Consider the following 18,793-nt stretch of genomic DNA (forward strand, 5'->3'; position numbering starts at 1 on the left):
AATGTAGCCGATGTTGCCGTAATTGTTGTTTCACCTGTTGCTTTTGTTGCGGAGAGATCGCCGTTAAGCAATTTCTTTGTATTGAATTCTGTCGTGTTACCGATCCGGTTGATCTCGGATGTCAGCTGGTTCATCTCTTCTTGCAGCTGGCCGCGGTCTTCCGTTGTATTCGTATCGTTGGACGATTGGACCGCCAACTCACGCATACGCTGCAGAATGCTGTGTGTTTCGTTCAATGCGCCTTCTGCCGTCTGAATCATCGAGATGCCGTCTTGCGCGTTCTTCGAAGCCATGTCCAGACCACGAATCTGGCCGCGCATTTTCTCGGAAATAGCAAGGCCTGCGGCGTCATCGCCTGCACGGTTAATACGAAGACCGGAAGACAATTTCTCGATCGATTTGTTCGTGTTCGCCGAGTTGGTGCTCAGCTGACGGTACGTGTTCAGGGACGCAATGTTGTGGTTAATACGCATGATTAATTTCCTCCTTGAATTTGAGAGCCCGCATCCTTGCGGTTCTTTGTTATGTTGCTTAGGCTCTTCGGCTCGTTTCTACCGCCTCACCCTTGCTACTATATATATCGGTGCTAGATTCGATTTGTTTATAGCAAACTACGTTTTTCTTCGCTCAATCAGGTGGAAAAACATGCACAAAAAAGCCTTCTGGCTCAAACCAGAAGGCTTCTTTATGCAGTAGCGTGTATGTTATTGGCCGCCGCCGCGCAGCAGGTCAGCTAGCTGCTGGAGTGATGATTCACCCTGCGCCGCTTCTTTATTAGAAGCTTGGATATTCATGTAGATTTCCTTGCGGAAAATCTCGACTTCCTTCGGCGCTCGAATGCCTAGCTTGACGTTCTCGCCATCGACACTGACGACAACCACCTCGATATTATTGTTAATCATAATCGATTCTCCAATCTTCCGCGCTAGAACGAGCATGCTTTATTCCCCCTGCCCTGCAGCGCGTATAAGCGGATGCCGGTTGCTGTAAGGTGTATTATGTAGAATTAGTTGCTTTGCGATTTGCTTTTCTTTATTAATGACAATCGGTGCAAGCAAATTAATCGTCGCTTCAGCCGCATTGGACGGCAGAATGATGACTGACAGCACTTCGACCTGTGAGGAATCCGTAATACAAAGCTCCAGCTGGGCATGTTCTGTGAGTTCCCAATCGTAGTCCGGGTAGAAACGGAACGGGTCGCCAACAAGCAGCGTAATTTCCGGCATCTCTACAGATTGAAGCAGCTTGACCGGAAGATCAATCTCCAGCTCCAGCAGGGTAAACTCCTTCTGCTGCTCAAACCCCGGAAGGCCTTGTTCGAACACGATCTGCTGCGATCCTGTCACCTTTACATTACCCAAGCGTTTCACTTCTACCTGCATTGATCGCTCCTCCTATCGTTCATAAAACAAAGAACCATAGGCAGCGAGTGATGCAGATTCTTCTGCTTCGCTGTCTATAGTTCTTTCGCTAATCTACAATGTCGTATCCAGCCTAGGCGGCGTAATTTCGACGCTGTTGCGCTGACGCATATAAATCTCAGTCGTGCCCGGCGTATAGCGGTGAACGGCACGGTTCGGAGTAACGTTGTAGTCAACGCCGCCCTTCTCGACATTAATCTTCGGTTTGTTCGCCGTATAACTCACATCCACGTTATCCATCGAAGCCTGCCCTTCGAAGGCGAATTCCGGGAATGTCTTCCGCCAATCTTTCGCCTGCTCGGCGATCGGGTTTCCGCCTTTTTCGATAGCAGCCATCTGATTCCCTTTTTCGACCGTTCGGGCAATGCCCTCTATGGCCAAGTCCGCCGATTTCTGATAAATCCGCTTCATCATTTCGAGGTTATTGCCAAGCGCGAGCGCATCGCGAGCCTTGGACTGGTCGATCTCCAGTTTGCCTTCCGGCTGCTGAATATCTAGTTTGGCTGCTGTCTGTTTCATATCAATCGTAGCCTGAGGCTGTTCGATCTCCTGTTTGGCCGGCTTCGTCCGTATGCCAATAGCAGCGTAATCCTGGTGAATCTGAATTTGCGGAATACGCATGTCAAATCACCTCTATTTCAGAAAATCAACAAGACTCGGGCGAATGATCTGAGAACCCGCAGACAGAGAGGCTTGATACACATTCTCTTCCATCTTCAAGTTCGTAATAACCTCCGCCATATCCGCATCTTCTGTCTTCGATTGTACAGTCTGGAGATTAATGTTGTTATTCTCAAGACGATTGGTAATCAGCTCAATCCGGTTCATACGCGCTCCAACCTCCGAGCGCTTCTCCAGCATCGTGCTTATCCTGGAATCCACTTTACCCAAAAGCGATTGCAGGGAAGACGTGTCTCCGGCATCGAGCGCTTTCACCGCTTGGCTAAGAATGTTGAACGCATTATCGCTGCTTTCCTCTTCGCCTGGTGTTACTGCATTACCGAATAATTCATCTCCGGTGACATTAACAGCCATGACCATTCCAGGAGATAGTTCGTATTTAATTTGCCCTGTATCTGCAGATACATTCTGCGCCAAGTAATTGGCCGTTGGATCGGCAGCTAACTGATCAGCCGTTACAGCAGCGGATTCATCGATCGTCATTTTCGTATAAGGAGCTGTCAGTGTCTGCTCGCCATTAAACATAAATTTGCCGTTAAACTGGCTGTTACCGATCTCGACAAGTTGGCTGTGCAGCTGCTTCAGCTCAATGCTGATAGCATCACGGGAATCTTGATTTAACGTATCCGAGGAGCCTTCAACCATAAGCTCTCGCACACGTTGCAATACCGTCGTCGCTTCGTCCATTGTCGCATCCGTATACTCGAGCAGCGATGTCGCCGAGCTGACGTTCTTCTCGTACTGATCATTGGCTTGAAGCTCACTGCGATAGCGCATGGCAAAAGTAAGACCTACAGGATCATCGGACGGTTTATTGATTCTTTTCCCGCTCGATAATTGGTCCTGCAACGTATTCATACGATTCAAATTTGAGGTTATATTACTAAGGAGCTGCGAATTCATCATGGACTGAGTTACGCGCAATGACATCTGATTTCCCCCTGTTAGTTAAGCGTTATGCGAATTATAGCCCGACTCGTCCCATGCCGTTGATGACTTTGTCCAGCATCTCGTCAATCATGGTCATATTCCGTGCTGCGGCATTATAAGCATGCTGGTATTTGATCAGATTAGACATCTCTTCGTCCAAGGAAACACCGCTGACAGACTGTCGGTTGGATTCCACCTGATTAACAAGCGACTGCTGGTTCGTCAATTTGCGTGTAATTTCTTCAGACTGTACGCCGAGCTGACCGACAACCGAACGCAGAAAGGCATCCGCTGTATTCTGATCGGGATCCGTCTCCGTACCAAAATTAAATTGGCCATCGCGCAATTGCGACATCAGTACCGCCATAGAGTTATTGCCGCCTACTACGGTTTCGCCATCGGTACCAAACGTGACTCGCATCGACGTAGCCAGTCTATTCGCGTTGCTCTCTATATCAGGGTTAACGTGCATGCTTAACGCCGTAATCCCCTCTGTTGTACCATCCAAATTCGTGAAAAGCGGTACCCCTACATCCCCGTTCGCAGAGGAATAGCCTAATTGGAGCAGACCATTGATCCCTTTGACCGTAACCGATAGGTCATTCGTAAGCGTCCGGCTGTCTCCGGTGTACGTCACGCCATTCAGCGTCGTTCCGTCAGGCAAAACCGAACCTTTCGGAATCGTAACTTGTACGTCTCCGTTGGCGATCGTGTTCACCAGATTATCGAGATCCTTCATGTATCCCTCAACATAATTGTCGCGGGAGACGATCATCCCATACATTTCACCGCTGTTCAAATCCCCGCCGGCATAAGCGGTAGCAACGGTCTCCGACGTTAGAGGCGTTACGGTGGTACCGCTGACAAGCTCAACCGACCCCATCGAAATCCGATAACCGCTCGATAAATTTTCTACATTCACATTCATGATTTTGGACAGCTTATCGGTCAAGAGATCGCGTTGGTCGCGTAGATCATTGGCGTCATTACCCAAGGACTCGATCTTCTGAATACTCAAGTTCAATTCTCCGATGGTGTTCAGAATTCCGTTAGCTTCATCCATCCGAATCGAAACATTCTCCGTCAGGTCATTCTTCAAATCATTCAATTGCTTAGCCGTCTGATTGAACGTATCGACGAGCGCTAACGCCTGTTCACGAACAATTTTCCGTCCATCCGCACTTTCCGGATTTTTGCTCAAATCCGACCAGGCATCATAGAAGTTAGACATAACGGTACGAATACCCGTGTCAGATGGCTCATTCATAATTTGCTCCAGCTTCGACAGTACATCCTGCTGTACCTCATAACTGCCGAGCGTCTTCGTTTCATTCCGGTATTGATCGTCCAGGAACTTCTCGCGAATCCGGGTGATAGAGTCATATTCTACCCCCGTTCCGATCTGGCCTGCAGCCGTAGAGCGTTGAAGGCCGAAGGCCTCCATCGGTCTAGAGGCGCTCAGATTAACCGTCTGCCGCGAATACCCTTCCGTATTCGCATTGGCGATATTATGCCCCGTGGTGTTCAGTGCCGCTTGTTGCGCGAACAAGCTTCTTCGTGCGGTCTCCAGCCCATGAAAAGTTGAAGTCAATTTAGCACGCCCCCTCTTAACCTCTCGTATCGTATTTATTTAAACGACGGTGTCCGTTCGCCTGTAACGCGCGGTGGTACGTCACTTCTTCTTCGACAGGTCCTACGAGCAGATCAAGCGAGTGATCTACATAATTGAGCTGCATACGAATCAGCTGCTGGTTAAAATCATTGATATCTTTAAGCTTATCGACCAAGCGGCGCAATGTCTCGCTCGTCTCGATCAGCATTTTTTTCTCTTCGGCGCTGTATACAGCTTGAATCAGATGTTCTAGCTTGAACTTTCTTACGACAACTAGACCCGTCTGCTTAAAATAATCCCGGACAAGATTGCTTCGCTGCTGCTCAAGGTCTACGAGCGTCTGCAAGCACTTCTTTTCTTTGCTTGTCACTAGGGACAAGCCGTTCGTATCACGAGCTGCGATCACGGCCTGCTTCTCTTTCCCAAGCTCGACCAGCTGCTGATGTACGTGAATCAGTTCTTGCAGCACGGCAACGATTTGCCCAACGCCCTCTTGCATGTCAGCACTTGCCCCTCTCTACGTTTGAATACTGAATTGCGCGTTATTAACGAATAAACGGCAGTACTTTATCTGCAAGTTTATCTGCATCCACTTTGTACGTACCGGAAGACACCTGATTCTTGAGCTCTTGGATCCGTTGTGTACGGTCAGCATCATTCAGGCGGCTGTGGGATAGCATCTCCATCGCCTCCGCGGAAATTTTGACTTCATCCGTCTGACGTTTGCGTTCAGTCGTTGCAGCTGCTTTAGCCTCGTTTTGTTTTTGGTACGGGTTAACTCCGCTAATGCGGCGTGTATCATTAATTTTCATGGAAATCCCTCCATCGTAAAAGCCCAATAAAAAAACCGACTTATCTGCTGTATACAGATATTATCGGCAATTTTACTTAAAAATTTATATGATTTTTCCCGGAATGTCCAATTGTCATAATCTAACTCTTCGTACGGTACACGCCTTGATTGGATTTGTTCTGCATTTCGGCCTTCATCTGCTCGGAAATTCGGTCAACGTCTTTTACGAGACGGCCGCGGCAATCCATGCACATGTTGCCTTCCCGAATCATCGTCGAGCATACTTCGCAAGGGTAGCCGAGATTGGGTGAGCCAATAATGGAAATGCGTCCTTCACGGATAAATTTCGAAATTTGCCTAACTGAAACGCCTGTCGCCTCAGACAGCTCTTGCGTCGTAATCCCTTTGTTCTGGCGCAAATGATCTGCACAAAGCGCGTACTCTTGGTCAATCTCCTTGATACAGCTTGGACAAACATCTCTGAAGTTTTTCGAGAATATTTTACCGCAGCGTGGACAATTGGCAATATTCATGTCCAGACTCCTCCCATGCAGGTATTGATATAGATGTCATTCTATCAGTTATATCGACAAAAAACATCATATTTCGATATATCCTTAGCGATGGTACTTTCAGGAACGCGCCAAGGTCAGCACATACAGTTCAAGCGACAAAGAAGGCTCGATCCGGCGCAAGGCTGTCGTCACGGCTTCGGCACAGGCATTGACCGTGCTGCCCGTCGTATAAATGTCGTCCACCAACAGAAGGCGAAGCGGTATTGAGGACGATGTGCAGCTAAGTCGATAGCGTAGAAACTGCTCCAGAACGGAAGCCTCGCCCGCAAATAGCGTCTTCGTATCCTGAATACGGTCGATGCGGCTCTTATAGCTTTGCTTACCGCTATGCCGGACCCGGACCAGCCCGTGGACAAGCGGAAGTCCGGCATGCACGGCAACGCTCGCCGAGAGCTGTTCCGCTTGATTGAATCCCCGCTCCATACGCCTTTCGGCGCTTACGGGCACCGGGATTACGGCCTCGAAGCGAATATCGCCATACGTCTGCCGCAGCTCGCGGATCAGACGATCATAGGCGCTGCAGAGAAAGCGGCCCAGCAGCGGGGCGAGCCGCTCGTTGCCGCGGTATTTGTATTGGGCGAGCCATTCCCGGATGGTCTCATCGTAACGAACGGCGCTGCGGCTCGCGGTGAAAAAGGTCACATCTCTCCGCATGCAATCCGGGCATGCTTCCGGACGGCCGCATATAGCGCAGCGGATCCGCGTGATCCAAGGAATCGCGTTCGTGCAGGAGGAGCATAGACCCGTGATGGCTCGTTGTCCGCCGCCATGACTGCCGTGAGCCCGGCCACAGACGATGCAAGCCGCTGCAGAGGAAGCTAGCCAAGCAGCTGTGGCGGATATTGCCTGGCCCAACATTAATCGCATTGCGTTCCATGAGGGCATAGTAATTAATGGCCCCCTTGCCTGCGGAACCGGGTGCTGCGGTCCGTACGCTCCATCAAATATCCCCGCTTGCCGGCCAGACGGTTCATCGCTTTGATCTGGCGGACTGCGGATTGCTGCGCCTGATTCCGGGACGGCGAGCAAAAGTAGACCCGACCCGCAGGGTCATCCTTCGAGCGTCCTGCCCGGCCCGCCATCTGGATGAGGGAAGCGTCATCGAACAGCCTGCCGTCCGCATCGAGAATGAACACGTCGCTTCTGGGCACGGTGACGCCGCGCTCCAGAATGGTCGTCGTCACGAGCAGCCGGATCTCGCAGCTGCGGAAGCGGCGCACCTTCTCCGTTCGCGCCTCATCCTTCGAAGAGGTCCCCTCCACCGTAATGCGCGGAAAAGCGCGCCTTAGCTGCTCGACCAAAGGATCGACATGCTTAATCTGCTGCACGAATACAAACAGCTGCGCGCCGCGGTCAATGGACTCCCGCAGCGCTCGAATGAGGTGCAGCGGTGCCTTCCGGCGCTGAATCAGCTGCTTGACGGGCATGCAGTTCAGCAGTCGCGGAACTGGCAGCGGATGCCGGTGGAAGCGGACCGGGACCTGCACGTAAGGGAGCTGGCCCCGCTTCGCTTCCGAGCGGAGCTGCGCCGGCGGCGTCGCGGACAACAGCACGGTGACGCCCCCCTGCTTGCACACTCGTTCCGCAGCAAAGCTGAGCATCTCGTCGTTATGGTACGGGAACGCGTCGATCTCGTCGATCACGACCAGCTCGAAAGCTTCGCGGAAACGAAGCAGTTGGTGCGTCGTCGAGATCGTGATGCCGCCGCTCTCCCAGCGCTGCTCGCTGCCGCCGTATAGCGTCACGACCGTCTCATTCGGGAACGCGCGGCGGATGCGCGGATCGAGCTCAAGCACGACGTCTCGGCGCGGCGTGGCGATCAGGGCACGTCCGCCGCTTGCCAGGGCGGCGGCGATGAGCGGGAAGATCATCTCTGTCTTGCCCGCGCCGGTGACGGCCCAGAGGAGGAAGCGCAGGGGCGGGGTAGGCGAAGTGCGGAGAGGCTGCCGATGGTCGCTGCGCTCCGAAGGAGGCAGCGACGGGAGACGAAGCCAGCGCGGCGCGGCGTCGGTGGTGCTCGAGCGCCCTTGAGCGGGAACGACGCTTGCAGTTCCGCGAGGGGCGGGCGAGCGGCGCAGCGGCAGCAGCCGTGCCCAGGCGGGCGGACGGGTCTGCGGCCGCTCGCCCGCGATGAAGCGCAAGGCGGCCTCGGCAGCGGCCGCCTGAGCGGGGCTTAGCTTCCATGGCGCCAGCGTCGCCGCCATGGAAGCACTCGTGGCGACGGCGCCGTGCGTCGCCACCGGCAGTTGCTGCGGCATGCCGAGGATGAGCAGCCCGCATTGGCGGGTGCGGCCCATGGTGAGGCATGCCTCGCAGTAGGCGCAGGCCGCGCGCCCGCAGGCGGCGCAAGCCGTGCGCAGCAGCTGCGGCTCGCCGCTGCCGCAGCGTTCGCAGCGCAAGGCGCGGGCCTTGCCGCGGCGGCCGGTGGGGCTGAACCACCGGCCTGTTGGCTGCGGCGCCGGCGCCACGGCGCGATCGAGGCGAAGCTGCCCGAGCAGCGCGGCGAGCTGGAGCGCTTCGAGGACGGTGGCAAGATCCGGTTCACCGAGCATGGCGGCTGCCTCTCCTTCAAGCAGCCCTCGGCCTTGCAGCTTGACCGCGATCATGCAAGCCCGATTCACAAGTCGAACCGCTTGTTCGTAAGACTGTGCCGGAGCATACTTGCGCCAGTCGATAGACTTTCCTTTATGTCTGCCATCAAGTAGACAGCTCTCGGCTTCTCTGCTTGCCTCCCCATACCACGCTACAGCCTGTCCTGTTCCCAGCCGCTGTACCGAAGGATTGCCGAATACCATCGGCACAGCCGCCCCCCGGGCTGTACCGATCAGCTTGCCGAGACCTCTTCCATTCCGCTCGCTATCCGTTTGCTTCAATTTCTTCGCCTGCACGCTGGCAGCTAACTTCCCTGCGATTTCTTCCGACTTCAACCGGTCATTCCCTTGCACCAATGACGCCGCTGCCTCAATTGCTTCATCAAGCGGCAATGGCTCGTCCCACATCAGCACGAACCGACCCGCGCTTGGCTGCCCCATACTCGCCCGCTCCTGTCCCGCTGCGTGGACAGTCGCCTTACGGAACGTGTCATCCAGCCACCAAGCCAGATCGATCTCGGGCGCAATCGTCCAGCCGCTTCGCGTCACGTTCTCTTCTACAACGACATATACATAAGCCAGCATCGTTAACCTGCCTCCCTTCTTCGGACGGGCGGGCACAAACACAAAAAGCACACCCATAAGGCTGCCAATAGGCAGCTTCACGGGTGTGCTTCACTCGTCCGTCATCCAATTACTTCCGATTATACCTCGCCTTCTTTCCGTTACGCAATGACGCTTCATGCCGAGCTTGCTACTCTAGTCGCGGTCTATCGCCGCCGCATCATTCACAACGGCAGCTTCGACCAGTCGGAAGGTTCGCGGAGATCGACGAGCACCGCATGCTCCGGCTCAGTTACGATTCCTTCGGCTTTCAGCCTCCACATCAGATGGGACGGTTCCGGACTTGCCTTCCCTTCCTGCTTACGGACAGCTTGCTTCGACTTGAAGCGTCGCCCGCGTAAGCGTTGCCATTTCGACGGACTCTCCTCCGTCTTCAAGCTCAGCTCTCCCCCTTGTATCGGCTGTGCCTGACCTTGCCCGTGCGAACCGGATTCCTCCAGCCATCCCGTTCCGCCCGCTACCGTGACTTTCATGCCTTCCCGCTCGAACAGCTTCGCAATGCGCAGCGTGTCATCGCGCGATCCGTCGTCCAGCACGGTTACCTGCAGCTCCTTGCCGTGTACATATGCATGTTGGCGCAGTGCGCGCATATACCATTCCATCCGCTCTTCTTCATTGCCCGCGACCAGTACGTAATGCGCTTCCCGCTTCTTCTTGGCCGATATACGGAAGGCGATATGAACGCAAAGGGCGGCCAAGATGTAACAGCCGAGCACCCACAATAAAATCTGGATCAAAGCGGCCACCTCCTTTTGCCATATCTTATGCTTCCGTGCGCCCATGGGTTCCACGCCAGCGGGACAAGGGGGTAAATTGAGCAATCCGCCTGCTCACGCCGACTTACTTCATGCCACGCCTTCCAAAAACAAATAACCATCCCTGCAGGACAACGCCCTTCGGGATGGTTATATAACGCTTCTACGCTCACGGTCATAAGACCGGGCATGCAGCATGGATCGAAGCTACACGCGGATATCGAGATTCTCGCCAACACCGGCCGCGGCCGCAACATTCACCGCATTGGCGGCTTGCGCCGGCTTCGAATTGCTGGCTTGCGCCTGCTCAGCCGCTTTCTTCGTTTCCTCGGCTTTGGCCTGGGCGATCTGGGCATCGATCTGCGCGATCTGCGCTTGGATCTGCTGGACCTTTTGCGCCTTCGTCTTCTCGTCTTCCTTGCTTGCCATCGCTTCCGTCAAGCTTTTCTGCAGCTCGGAGCGCGCCTTCTGCAGATCCGATACGGTGCTGCTGCTCGATGTGCTCGACGTCGTGCTGCTCGAACTGGAAGACGAACTGGACGAGCTGCTGCTCGAGGATGCCGTCGTCTTTACTGCGCTTGCCGTGCTTGCGCTTGTCAACAGACTTCTGGACGCGGATGAAATATTCATGATTACTCCCCACTTTATACGTAAGATGATTACTGGTTTAAGTATAGGGGATGCGTCTAAGAGTAACCTGAAAGGAAACTGAACGATTGCTGAAAGAAGAAAATGGCTCGCGTTCGGGTTCCTGCTCCCTCATCCATAAGAGGTAACCTGATCTTATAAGCCTCTCCACAGTTTCGGCGGTGCGCCGCCTCCGAGCAGCGATGCATAAGCGTTGCCCGCAACCTCAACTTGCTTGTCCGCCGGCAGTACAACCGTCACCTGGCAAGTCGGGTTATTGTCCGCAAACAACAGACCGCTCTCGGACGGTGCCGTGATCGTCACGTACAGCGTATCGCCGCTGCGGCTCGCTTCCGCTAGCTGCAGCGAGGCAGGTACCTGCTCATCCCGCCCCAGCTGATACCGGCATGCGCCCATCACCTGTACGTCGTGCTCAGCCTCCTTCGCCGCATCAACCATGACGGCGCCGGCAAAACTATACTCGCCCTGAAGCACGATACGCTTCACTTTCGGATCGGCAGGCAAAGTGAAATCCGCTGCCGGCACCCGTACCTCTTGCGAGCCGACGACGCCGCGGACCTCTTCGACAATGCCGGTCGCGCTGGCCGTCGTCAGCAGCATGCAGCCCGCGCCAAGAATCGTGATGAAGACGATGCTGAACACATCATAACGGAGAATCGGATGCTCGCTCGGACTGCGCCACAAATAGATCAGCACTTCAAGCCCGAGCAGAATCAGTACCGTCGGCCACCAGACAAGTCCCTGCTCGAGCCATGCCGAGCCATCGAACTGGGTCAAGAGGAGCAGCACGCCCATGCCTGTCAGCGCCGCTCCCATCGACCATGTTCCTACGCGCCACTGCCTGCCCTTCACGGCTGCACCTCCTTGGACTTACCTCCCAGCAGAAGCTTGATGCCAACGCCGATGAGCACGAGCGCGGTCATGCCCGTTTTGAAATAATACCGGAACTGCCAGCCCCACTCTACGCTGATCCGCTCGAGATAGTCGAGGAGCAGACGGTCGAACAAGTAGTAGACGCCCAGCAGCAACAGTGCGATACCGATCCACTTCTGACGGTACATCAGCCAATCGACGACCGGCACATCCGGCACGTAACCTTCGAGCGCATAGCGGGATTGCAGCTGCAGCGAATCGAAGAAGGCAAAGCACCAGATCAGTGGAACGATGAATAAGAATAGCGACAACGACAGGGCATCCAACAAATAAATCGAGAGCAGGAAGGCCGCCATCAGCTGGAGGCCGCGTTTTTGCAAGCCTAAGTACATATGGCCCGCCCCCGGCATGATCGACAGGACGGTCGCGAACCAGCGGCTGCGCTTGCCGGTCACCCGATGCTCATCCCAATCCTCCATGATCGACCGGTCGATCAGCGGCTCGCCGGCCTGTTTGCGCTGCACCTGACGGATCGCATCGAACATGCCGTACAACCAGACGATCGGCAGCACGCCGAGGAACACCAGGAACCCGCCCTCATTCGCTAGCGCCGTGATGAACAAGATCATCGTCAGCAGGCCGAAAAATCCGATGAGCAGCGTCAAGCCGCGCTGCATCAGCCCGAGACTCAAGTGGCCCAACCCGGGCACGAACGACAGCAGGATCGTATAGAACCGCTCGCCTGCATCGTCCTTCTTGACGCCATAGGGCGGCATGCCGCTGCCATATGGCCCCGCGCCATAACTGCCACCGCCATGAAACTCGCCTCCATGGCCCATTCCGGCCGATCCCGGAGGAGGCGGCACATCTCCGGCACCCCACCCGGCCGCGCTCGCGTCCATATGCGGACCATAGACGGGCAGATGTCCCGGATACCCTCCCATACCGGCAGCGGGCTGACCATTATGCCGTAGCAAATAGATGACCAGATCCAACATGTTGATGAGCCAGAACCCGAAGGCAATCAACAACATTACAAAGAAGAACTCCGGCATTCCTTCTGCCACGCCGACTAGAAAACCGAAGGCGGTTATCCCGAATATAATCAGCGCATAAATAAACCCTCTTGCCTTCCGGCCTACTGAAAAATGGCCCAAGCCGGGGACGATACCTAACAGCAGCGTCACTATCGGATTACGTACCATTGCTTATCTCTCCTCTCGCTTCTTAACTCAAGCTTCTTGATTCCTATTGATCCGTCCGCGGCTTCTCTACCAAAGAATTGATAACGACCGAGGTACGCGCCATAATGGATTCCGTCAGCGATTCACGCGGCTTCTCCACGCGCTCCTTCTCCCAGTGAGCCGGGCCATCGGCAAGCCGGTCGAAGACCCCTGCCGACATCATCAAGAGCATAAAACAGACGGCGATCACATAATGGAGCAGCCTTCGTCTGCCCGCTTCGGCGGCACTCCGCTGCTTGCGTCTCACCAGGTCATCGCCCGCTTCTCCCGCAGATGCCGACGTTTCGATGCCCGTGATCACTTGCGCCGGAGTTTCTTTCCCAACCGCTCCTATCCCAAGTCCCGCTATTGCCGCCATCACCTCGTCGGTAAGGGCTAGCGCACGGTCTTCATGAAGCTGCACAGCCGGATCATCTATCTTTTCTAGCACTTCCATATAGTCGAGCAGGCAGGATTCACACATAGCCAAATGGTGCTCGAGCTGTTCACGTTCAGCTTCTGCCAGCAAGTCTGCCGCATACAGCTGCCACTGCGTTCTGACCGGATGATTCATGTGAGATCGTCCTCCTTCCAATGCTTGCGCATCCACTGCTTCGCCCGATACAATCTCGATTCGACGCTTTTGACCTCAATCTGCTCGGCCTCGGCGATTTCCCGCTGGCTCTTCTCTTCCAGATAAAAGGCGCGGACGACGCTGCTGTACCCTTCCGGCATCGCCTCGACCATCGCCTCCACGCGTTCCTTCCGTTCCTGGTGCAACACCACGGTCTCGGCGGGAGGGGAACAGCCCGTGCCGTCATGAACCCAATCGTCCATCCGCCCGCCAGCCGTCGGCGCCGCATAGTCGCCACCGGCAAGCGCTCCGCTGATTCCTTCCGTCTGCGCATGGCTGCCTACAGTCACAAGCGCCTGCTTGCGCGCCCGGCTCCGCCTCAGATCGATGGCGCCATTCACCGCGATTCGCGAGATCCATGCCTTGAAGCTCTGTCCTCTGAATTGCGGCAGGGAGAGGTAGATTCGCATCAGCGCTTCTTGCAGCGCGTCTTCCGCATCTCTCGGATGCCGGAGCACGCCGTATATGAGCCCGTACAGCATATTGCGGTGCCTTTCGACCAGCAGCCGATATAGCTCCTGTTCGCCTTGCACGATTCGTTCTACTATTGCTTCATCCTGCAGCTGAATGCTTCTCTCCCCCTTCCTAAGGCCGCCTGCGCGTTCCAATGCCCGATCCTCGTAAGCTTTCTCTTATTAAGACGACAGCCAAGGGCCGAACCCCTGCACATCGGAACAACTTTTACGAATCTTATACATGCTCGCAATGAAAAAAGAGCCCCCACCAATCTGGAATCTGGCGGAAGCTCTTTATTTACGTGATTACAACTCAACCCAACCGAATTTGATGGAGTTGATGACGGCTTGCGTACGGTCGTCGACTTCCATCTTCTGCAGGATGCTGCTGACGTGGTTCTTGACCGTTTTCTCGCTGATGAACAGGAACTCCCCGATCATCTTGTTGCTCTTGCCCTCTGCCATGAGACGCAGCACTTCGGCCTCGCGGCGCGTAAGCGGATTGTCTTCGCTGGCAATGAACTTGACGCCTGCTTCGCGTGTCGCTGCGGCACCGGATACCGAACCGATCTCATCGAGGTACGTCATGCGGCGAAGCTGGTTGATCAGCTTGCCCGTCACCTTCGGATGGATGTAGGCATGGCCGCTGACGACCGAGCGGATCGCGTTGATGAGCACTTCGGCTTCCATATCCTTCAGCAGATAGCCGGTTGCGCCTTTGCGCAGCGTCTCGAAGACGTAGCTTTCATCGTCATGGATGGACAGAATAATAACTTTGACATCGGGAAAAATATCGCGTAGCCGCTCGGTGGCCACCACGCCGTTCTCGATCGGCATGTTAATATCCATCAGCACAACCTCGGGTTTCTGCTGGTTGCAGAACTCCAGCACCTGAATGCCGTCGTTGCACTCGCCGATAACCTCCAGGTCATCCTCCATATTAAGAATCCGCTTCAAACCTTCGCGGAACAATTGATGGTCGTCTGCGATCAATATTTTAATTTTATGTTTGCCGTTAGCTGCTTGAGCTTCCATCATCCACTACTCCTTTCTTTCCTCCGCATTAATGGGGATATGGATCGTAATCTTCGTCCCCTCGTCAATGGTCGATTCGATTTCCAGCCTCCCCTCAACCAGTTCCACCCGCTCTCTCATCCCAATCAGTCCGAAATGGGCGCTGTCCTTGCGGGCTTCCACTTTGTCGACATGGAATCCTGCGCCGTTATCTCGAACGACGATTTTCACCATCTGCGCCTGGTAGGTAATTTCCAGTGATACGAAGGAAGGATTGGCATGCTTGAAAGCGTTGCTGAACGCTTCCTGAACCATTCGATAAATACCGGCTTCCATCGCGGAAGGCAGCCGTATTTCTCTGCCGACCGTGTCGAATATGGTCCGGATTTTGGTTTTCTCCTCAAAATCCTGCACATATTTGCGAAGCGTCGGTACCAGTCCCAGATCATCCAAGGCCATCGGACGCAGATTGAATATAATTTTGCGGATCTCCTCTAAACCGGAGCGTACTTGTTTTTTCAAGTCTATTAATTCTTCCTGCACAATTTGAAATTCCTGCTTGTGCAGCATTCTTTCCGCAATTTCCGTCCTAAGAACTAGATTGGCCATCGACTGGGCCGGGCCGTCATGGATCTCGCGCGCGATCCGTTTCCGTTCTTCTTCCTGGGCCAGAATGATCTTCATGCCGATGAGTTGGCGATTCTTGGCCGATTCCAGGATGCGGGTCACATGATTCAGATCCCCGGACAGGTACTCGAGCACGACATTGATCTGGGAGGCGATCGTCTCTGCCCGTTCGATCGATTGTTCAATATTGCGCACGCGCTTCTGCAGATCGTCCCTGCGGGCCCGGAGATACGTCTCCTTCTCGCGGAACACCATCAGATCCAGCTGCAGCTGCGTGGCCTTCTCATACGCGCTCTTAATATCTTCTTCCTTATAACGTACAAAATCCCGGCTAACCTCGGTCAGCCGGATACGGGCACGTCGGTAATCGATCTCCAAACGGTCTACCTTATCGATAATTTCACTGGTCTCGGCCAGGACGTCCGTTAGCTCCTGACCGAGGGTGAACAGCTCCTTGCGTGCGGATTCGCATATTTCATATACTTGGTATTTGCTTTCTTCCATGACGTGAACCGCGTTCTTGATTACGCGATCGATATCATTAATGCGATAATCCATGTTGGCATCGGCTCACTTTCCCCAATAATCGCATTGTTCCTATCATAGCACAGATGCCGCGCTTTTCGACTATTATTCGACAGTAATTGTTTTGGCTTTTGCATTCCAGCCGACTGTAAGTCCCAGTTGCTCCGATACAAGACGGATCGGCACCATCGTTCTGCCGTTTCTCGAGATCGGCGCAATTTCCGAGCTTAGCCGTTTGCCGTCAAGCAGGAATGACTTTTGGCCTATCCACATCTCCAGCAAATGACCGCCTCGCAGGACCGATACGCGCTTCGCTGTCTGATCCCAGCCAATGGTCGCGCCCATCGCGTCCGTGACGAATCGAAGCGGCAGATACGTCGTCCCGTTCAGCGCAACCGGAGCCGCGTCGAGCTTCATCGCTTGACCGCCAACCGTCGCGGCTTGGGAACCGAGCGTCAGGACGATCTTGCTCTTCGTCGGGGATGTTACCGTAGCCGGATATTGCAAAGTCAGGTTGTCGAACGACAGCTGGCCAGTCAGCGCCCGCTCGTCTTGTCCTTCCTCTAAGGAAGCGACGTACAAACGCTTCAGCTTAAGCGGGTAGGTCACATTGGACGGTACGTCCGCCTTCAGCTGCTTCCAGCCGTTCCAGGTGACTTTGTCCGCCAGCGTTACCGGGTAGGCTTTGCCGGCGGCATCCGTAAATTCGGCCCGCACCCAGTTCACGCTGCCATCGCCGTATACGTCGACCGTCATCGTCGATGGCTTGCCTTCAATCGCTACGCCTGTGCCGTTCATCACCGCATAGGCCGCTTTGGTGCCGGATGTCACTTTGGAGAAATCATAGTTCAATTGGAGCGCCTGGCCGGTGCTTGATCCTTCCAACCCCGTCACAAGTCCTGCACTGCCTGTTACAGCATTCGTGCCGGAGTACGAAATTGAGTACGTCGAACTATCAAAATCGATAAATTTCTTATTCGTCCCTGCCGTTAGCACGAGTGGAGCGGAGAAACCGTCGTAACGCGCGATCGCGTATCCTTCCGTCTTGCCTGCACCGATGGCGCTAATTGTAAGTTTGCCATCCTTAACGGCACCGGTAAATCCGCTTAGCTCCCACTTGACCGATTGCGCCGGAAGGGTGAATTTGCGGCCGTCGAGCAATGTCGCCGTGACCGGCACGGCGAATGTTTTGCCTGCCTCAAGAACAGGCGAACTCGCTTCGACCGACAGCTGGGCAATCTGGTCGCTGCCGATAATCTCCACCGACAGCTGATCCTTCACGCTGCCCGATACCGCGGTGAACGTCGTTTTGCCCGCCTTGGCCGCTGTATAGGTACTCCCGCTGAACGTGCCGAGACCGGTGGCATCCTTCCAGGTCGCCGCCACTTGCGCCGTATCGATGGGATTGTAGTACGTATCATACCCTTTGAGGGAATAAGAAGCCTGCTGACCGATGAACAACACCGTGCTGCCGCTTGCCTTGAGGCCTCTCAGCTGGCCGGCCGGCGCTGTCGTGAACACGCCGATGCCGTTAGCGACGGCGCGCTGCGAGCTATTCTCCGTCGGATGAGCGAGCGTCGTCTCCGTCTCGCCGAGTGGTCTTGCAATCATGGTCGTCGAGCCCCCGCCGTCCAGATTAACCCCTTTCCAGACGCCGATCTTCACCATCGCTTGCTGCAGTTCCTTCAACGTCATGCCATCGCTCGATCCCACGTCTTCCACGGTAATGAGGTAGGCCTTGCTGTTGTCCTGGGAATAGCCTACAGCGGTCCTGGAGCGCTCGTAAGCGCCGCTAATGCCGCTTGTGTCCCGCGTGAACGCAGAAGCCTTCCCTTGGTCCACGAGCAGCGTGTGCCCTCCGACGAGCATCTGCAGCGACGATGGGTCCACCTTCTGGTTCGTCGATTGCGCAATTAGCGAATAGTCGGCCGTCACCGGCTGCCCGACCTGCAGATGCTCGCGAACGAACTGAGCAGCCTTGCCGTGCGTACGCAGAATGTAGCCGTTCACCGGCGGAACTCCCGCGATCATCGAGTTCTCGGCGATTTGCTGCACGACGCCGTCTACTACCAGCACTTCCGTCGGAGTCGTGGAGCTATCCTTCGCGTCAGGACGCGATGCCGTCCAGGCGCTCGTATAGATATACATTGCATTGGCATGGCTATAACCATTGTCCGGCTCGGTCGTGTACGCGCCTTTGTTCAAGCCAGCGAGCGGGAACGTCGAACCGTCGGCTGCCGTAACCAGCCCGTCGAAGGTGAACAGATCGACGATCGGCTTGCGATCGGCCGTAATCGCGAATGCATACATGCCGCTAAGCTTGGACGTACTCGATACGAGCGTGCCGCTGATCACCTCTGCTCCGATCGGGTTGCCCTTGCCATTGGTTGTATTGAAGAAGTCGGCATTCACGCCGGCCACCGCGCCGCTGTTCTTCACCATCGAGCCGACGGAGGCGGTGCCCGTTACCGTGCCCTGCTTGCCATTCATCACGTTCAATTGTACATAAGGGTTCGTCAGATCGACTTCAATGACGTGAACATTGGACGTATCTCCGTCACTCTTGGTCCATTGGTAATGGATCAGCTTAGCGCCTGACGTAATCATCTCCTCGCTCTGCTTGACCAGCTGCTGCGTTACGGCTGCAGTCGCCGCATACGTGCTGCTGACCGGAAGAACGAGTGTAATAGGTTGAATAAGAAGCGCGGTTCCAAGCGCTGCAACGAGCAGCTTCTTGCCTGCGCGAAATTGTTCTATCTGTACAGTTGCCCTTTGGGTAGGTTTTCTATTCATGATGCTTGCAACTCTCCCA

20 protein-coding genes are annotated in these 18,793 nt (G+C 55.0%); all 20 read right to left on the reverse strand.

Features of this window, described 5'->3' with window-relative positions:
- Window positions 1–473: flagellin N-terminal helical domain-containing protein (locus FHS18_RS12510; protein ID WP_484549398.1), on the reverse strand; the 473-nt coding region annotated here is incomplete at its 3' end.
- Window positions 474–704: 231 nt separating this feature from the next.
- Window positions 705–938 (reverse strand): carbon storage regulator CsrA, encoded by a 234-nt coding sequence (csrA, locus tag FHS18_RS12515; protein WP_183600411.1) that lies wholly within the window; start codon window positions 936–938, stop codon window positions 705–707.
- A gap of 3 nt (window positions 939–941) precedes the next feature.
- Complete coding sequence (fliW, locus tag FHS18_RS12520) at window positions 942–1,382, reverse strand: flagellar assembly protein FliW (protein ID WP_183600412.1); 441 nt, start codon at window positions 1,380–1,382, stop codon at window positions 942–944.
- Window positions 1,383–1,475: 93 nt separating this feature from the next.
- The gene (locus FHS18_RS12525; protein ID WP_183600413.1) at window positions 1,476–2,042 is read right to left on the reverse strand and encodes a DUF6470 family protein; all 567 of its coding nucleotides are present in this window, start codon (window positions 2,040–2,042) and stop codon (window positions 1,476–1,478) included.
- 12 nt (window positions 2,043–2,054) lie between these two features.
- Window positions 2,055–3,032 carry a flagellar hook-associated protein FlgL gene (flgL, locus tag FHS18_RS12530; protein ID WP_183600414.1) on the reverse strand — a complete coding sequence of 326 codons (978 nt, stop codon included), beginning with the start codon at window positions 3,030–3,032 and terminating at the stop codon, window positions 2,055–2,057.
- Window positions 3,033–3,066: 34 nt separating this feature from the next.
- A complete protein-coding gene (flgK, locus tag FHS18_RS12535) occupies window positions 3,067–4,623 on the reverse strand; it encodes a flagellar hook-associated protein FlgK (RefSeq protein ID WP_183600415.1) in 1,557 nt (518 codons plus the stop codon).
- Between the two features lie 16 nt (window positions 4,624–4,639).
- Window positions 4,640–5,143, reverse strand: a complete 504-nt coding sequence (locus FHS18_RS12540; protein ID WP_183600416.1) for a flagellar protein FlgN — start codon at window positions 5,141–5,143, stop codon at window positions 4,640–4,642.
- A gap of 46 nt (window positions 5,144–5,189) precedes the next feature.
- On the reverse strand, window positions 5,190–5,456 hold the full coding sequence (gene flgM / locus FHS18_RS12545) for a flagellar biosynthesis anti-sigma factor FlgM (protein ID WP_183600417.1): 267 nt from the start codon (window positions 5,454–5,456) through the stop codon (window positions 5,190–5,192).
- 121 nt (window positions 5,457–5,577) lie between these two features.
- Window positions 5,578–5,970: a TIGR03826 family flagellar region protein gene (locus FHS18_RS12550; protein WP_183600418.1), complete on the reverse strand. Its 393-nt coding sequence runs from the start codon at window positions 5,968–5,970 to the stop codon at window positions 5,578–5,580.
- Window positions 5,971–6,069: 99 nt separating this feature from the next.
- Window positions 6,070–6,666 carry a ComF family protein gene (locus FHS18_RS12555; protein ID WP_221401302.1) on the reverse strand — a complete coding sequence of 199 codons (597 nt, stop codon included), beginning with the start codon at window positions 6,664–6,666 and terminating at the stop codon, window positions 6,070–6,072.
- A gap of 236 nt (window positions 6,667–6,902) precedes the next feature.
- Window positions 6,903–9,188 (reverse strand): helicase-related protein, encoded by a 2,286-nt coding sequence (locus tag FHS18_RS12560; protein WP_246427624.1) that lies wholly within the window; start codon window positions 9,186–9,188, stop codon window positions 6,903–6,905.
- Window positions 9,189–9,391: 203 nt separating this feature from the next.
- Complete coding sequence (locus FHS18_RS12565) at window positions 9,392–9,964, reverse strand: glycosyltransferase family 2 protein (protein ID WP_183600420.1); 573 nt, start codon at window positions 9,962–9,964, stop codon at window positions 9,392–9,394.
- Window positions 9,965–10,189: 225 nt separating this feature from the next.
- Window positions 10,190–10,612: a FlxA-like family protein gene (locus FHS18_RS12570; protein ID WP_183600421.1), complete on the reverse strand. Its 423-nt coding sequence runs from the start codon at window positions 10,610–10,612 to the stop codon at window positions 10,190–10,192.
- A gap of 153 nt (window positions 10,613–10,765) precedes the next feature.
- Window positions 10,766–11,482 carry a hypothetical protein gene (locus FHS18_RS12575; protein ID WP_183600422.1) on the reverse strand — a complete coding sequence of 239 codons (717 nt, stop codon included), beginning with the start codon at window positions 11,480–11,482 and terminating at the stop codon, window positions 10,766–10,768.
- Window positions 11,479–12,708 (reverse strand): hypothetical protein, encoded by a 1,230-nt coding sequence (locus tag FHS18_RS12580; protein WP_183600423.1) that lies wholly within the window; start codon window positions 12,706–12,708, stop codon window positions 11,479–11,481. The genes FHS18_RS12575 and FHS18_RS12580 overlap by 4 nt, the downstream gene beginning before the upstream one ends.
- A 43-nt stretch (window positions 12,709–12,751) precedes the next feature.
- Window positions 12,752–13,300 (reverse strand): zf-HC2 domain-containing protein, encoded by a 549-nt coding sequence (locus tag FHS18_RS12585; protein WP_183600424.1) that lies wholly within the window; start codon window positions 13,298–13,300, stop codon window positions 12,752–12,754.
- Window positions 13,297–13,968 (reverse strand): RNA polymerase sigma factor, encoded by a 672-nt coding sequence (locus FHS18_RS12590; RefSeq protein ID WP_246427625.1) that lies wholly within the window; start codon window positions 13,966–13,968, stop codon window positions 13,297–13,299. Before FHS18_RS12590 ends, FHS18_RS12585 begins: the two co-directional genes overlap by 4 nt.
- A 153-nt stretch (window positions 13,969–14,121) precedes the next feature.
- The gene (locus FHS18_RS12595) at window positions 14,122–14,850 is read right to left on the reverse strand and encodes a response regulator (protein ID WP_183600802.1); all 729 of its coding nucleotides are present in this window, start codon (window positions 14,848–14,850) and stop codon (window positions 14,122–14,124) included.
- A gap of 6 nt (window positions 14,851–14,856) precedes the next feature.
- Window positions 14,857–16,014: a sensor histidine kinase gene (locus FHS18_RS12600; protein WP_183600425.1), complete on the reverse strand. Its 1,158-nt coding sequence runs from the start codon at window positions 16,012–16,014 to the stop codon at window positions 14,857–14,859.
- A gap of 72 nt (window positions 16,015–16,086) precedes the next feature.
- The gene (locus FHS18_RS12605) at window positions 16,087–18,774 is read right to left on the reverse strand and encodes a stalk domain-containing protein (protein WP_183600426.1); all 2,688 of its coding nucleotides are present in this window, start codon (window positions 18,772–18,774) and stop codon (window positions 16,087–16,089) included.
- Between the last annotated feature and the right edge of the window lie 19 nt (window positions 18,775–18,793).

The sequence above is a fragment of the Paenibacillus phyllosphaerae genome, assembly GCF_014192105.1.
In the GTDB taxonomy this organism is placed as follows: Bacteria; Bacillota; Bacilli; order Paenibacillales; family Paenibacillaceae; genus Paenibacillus_Z; species Paenibacillus_Z phyllosphaerae.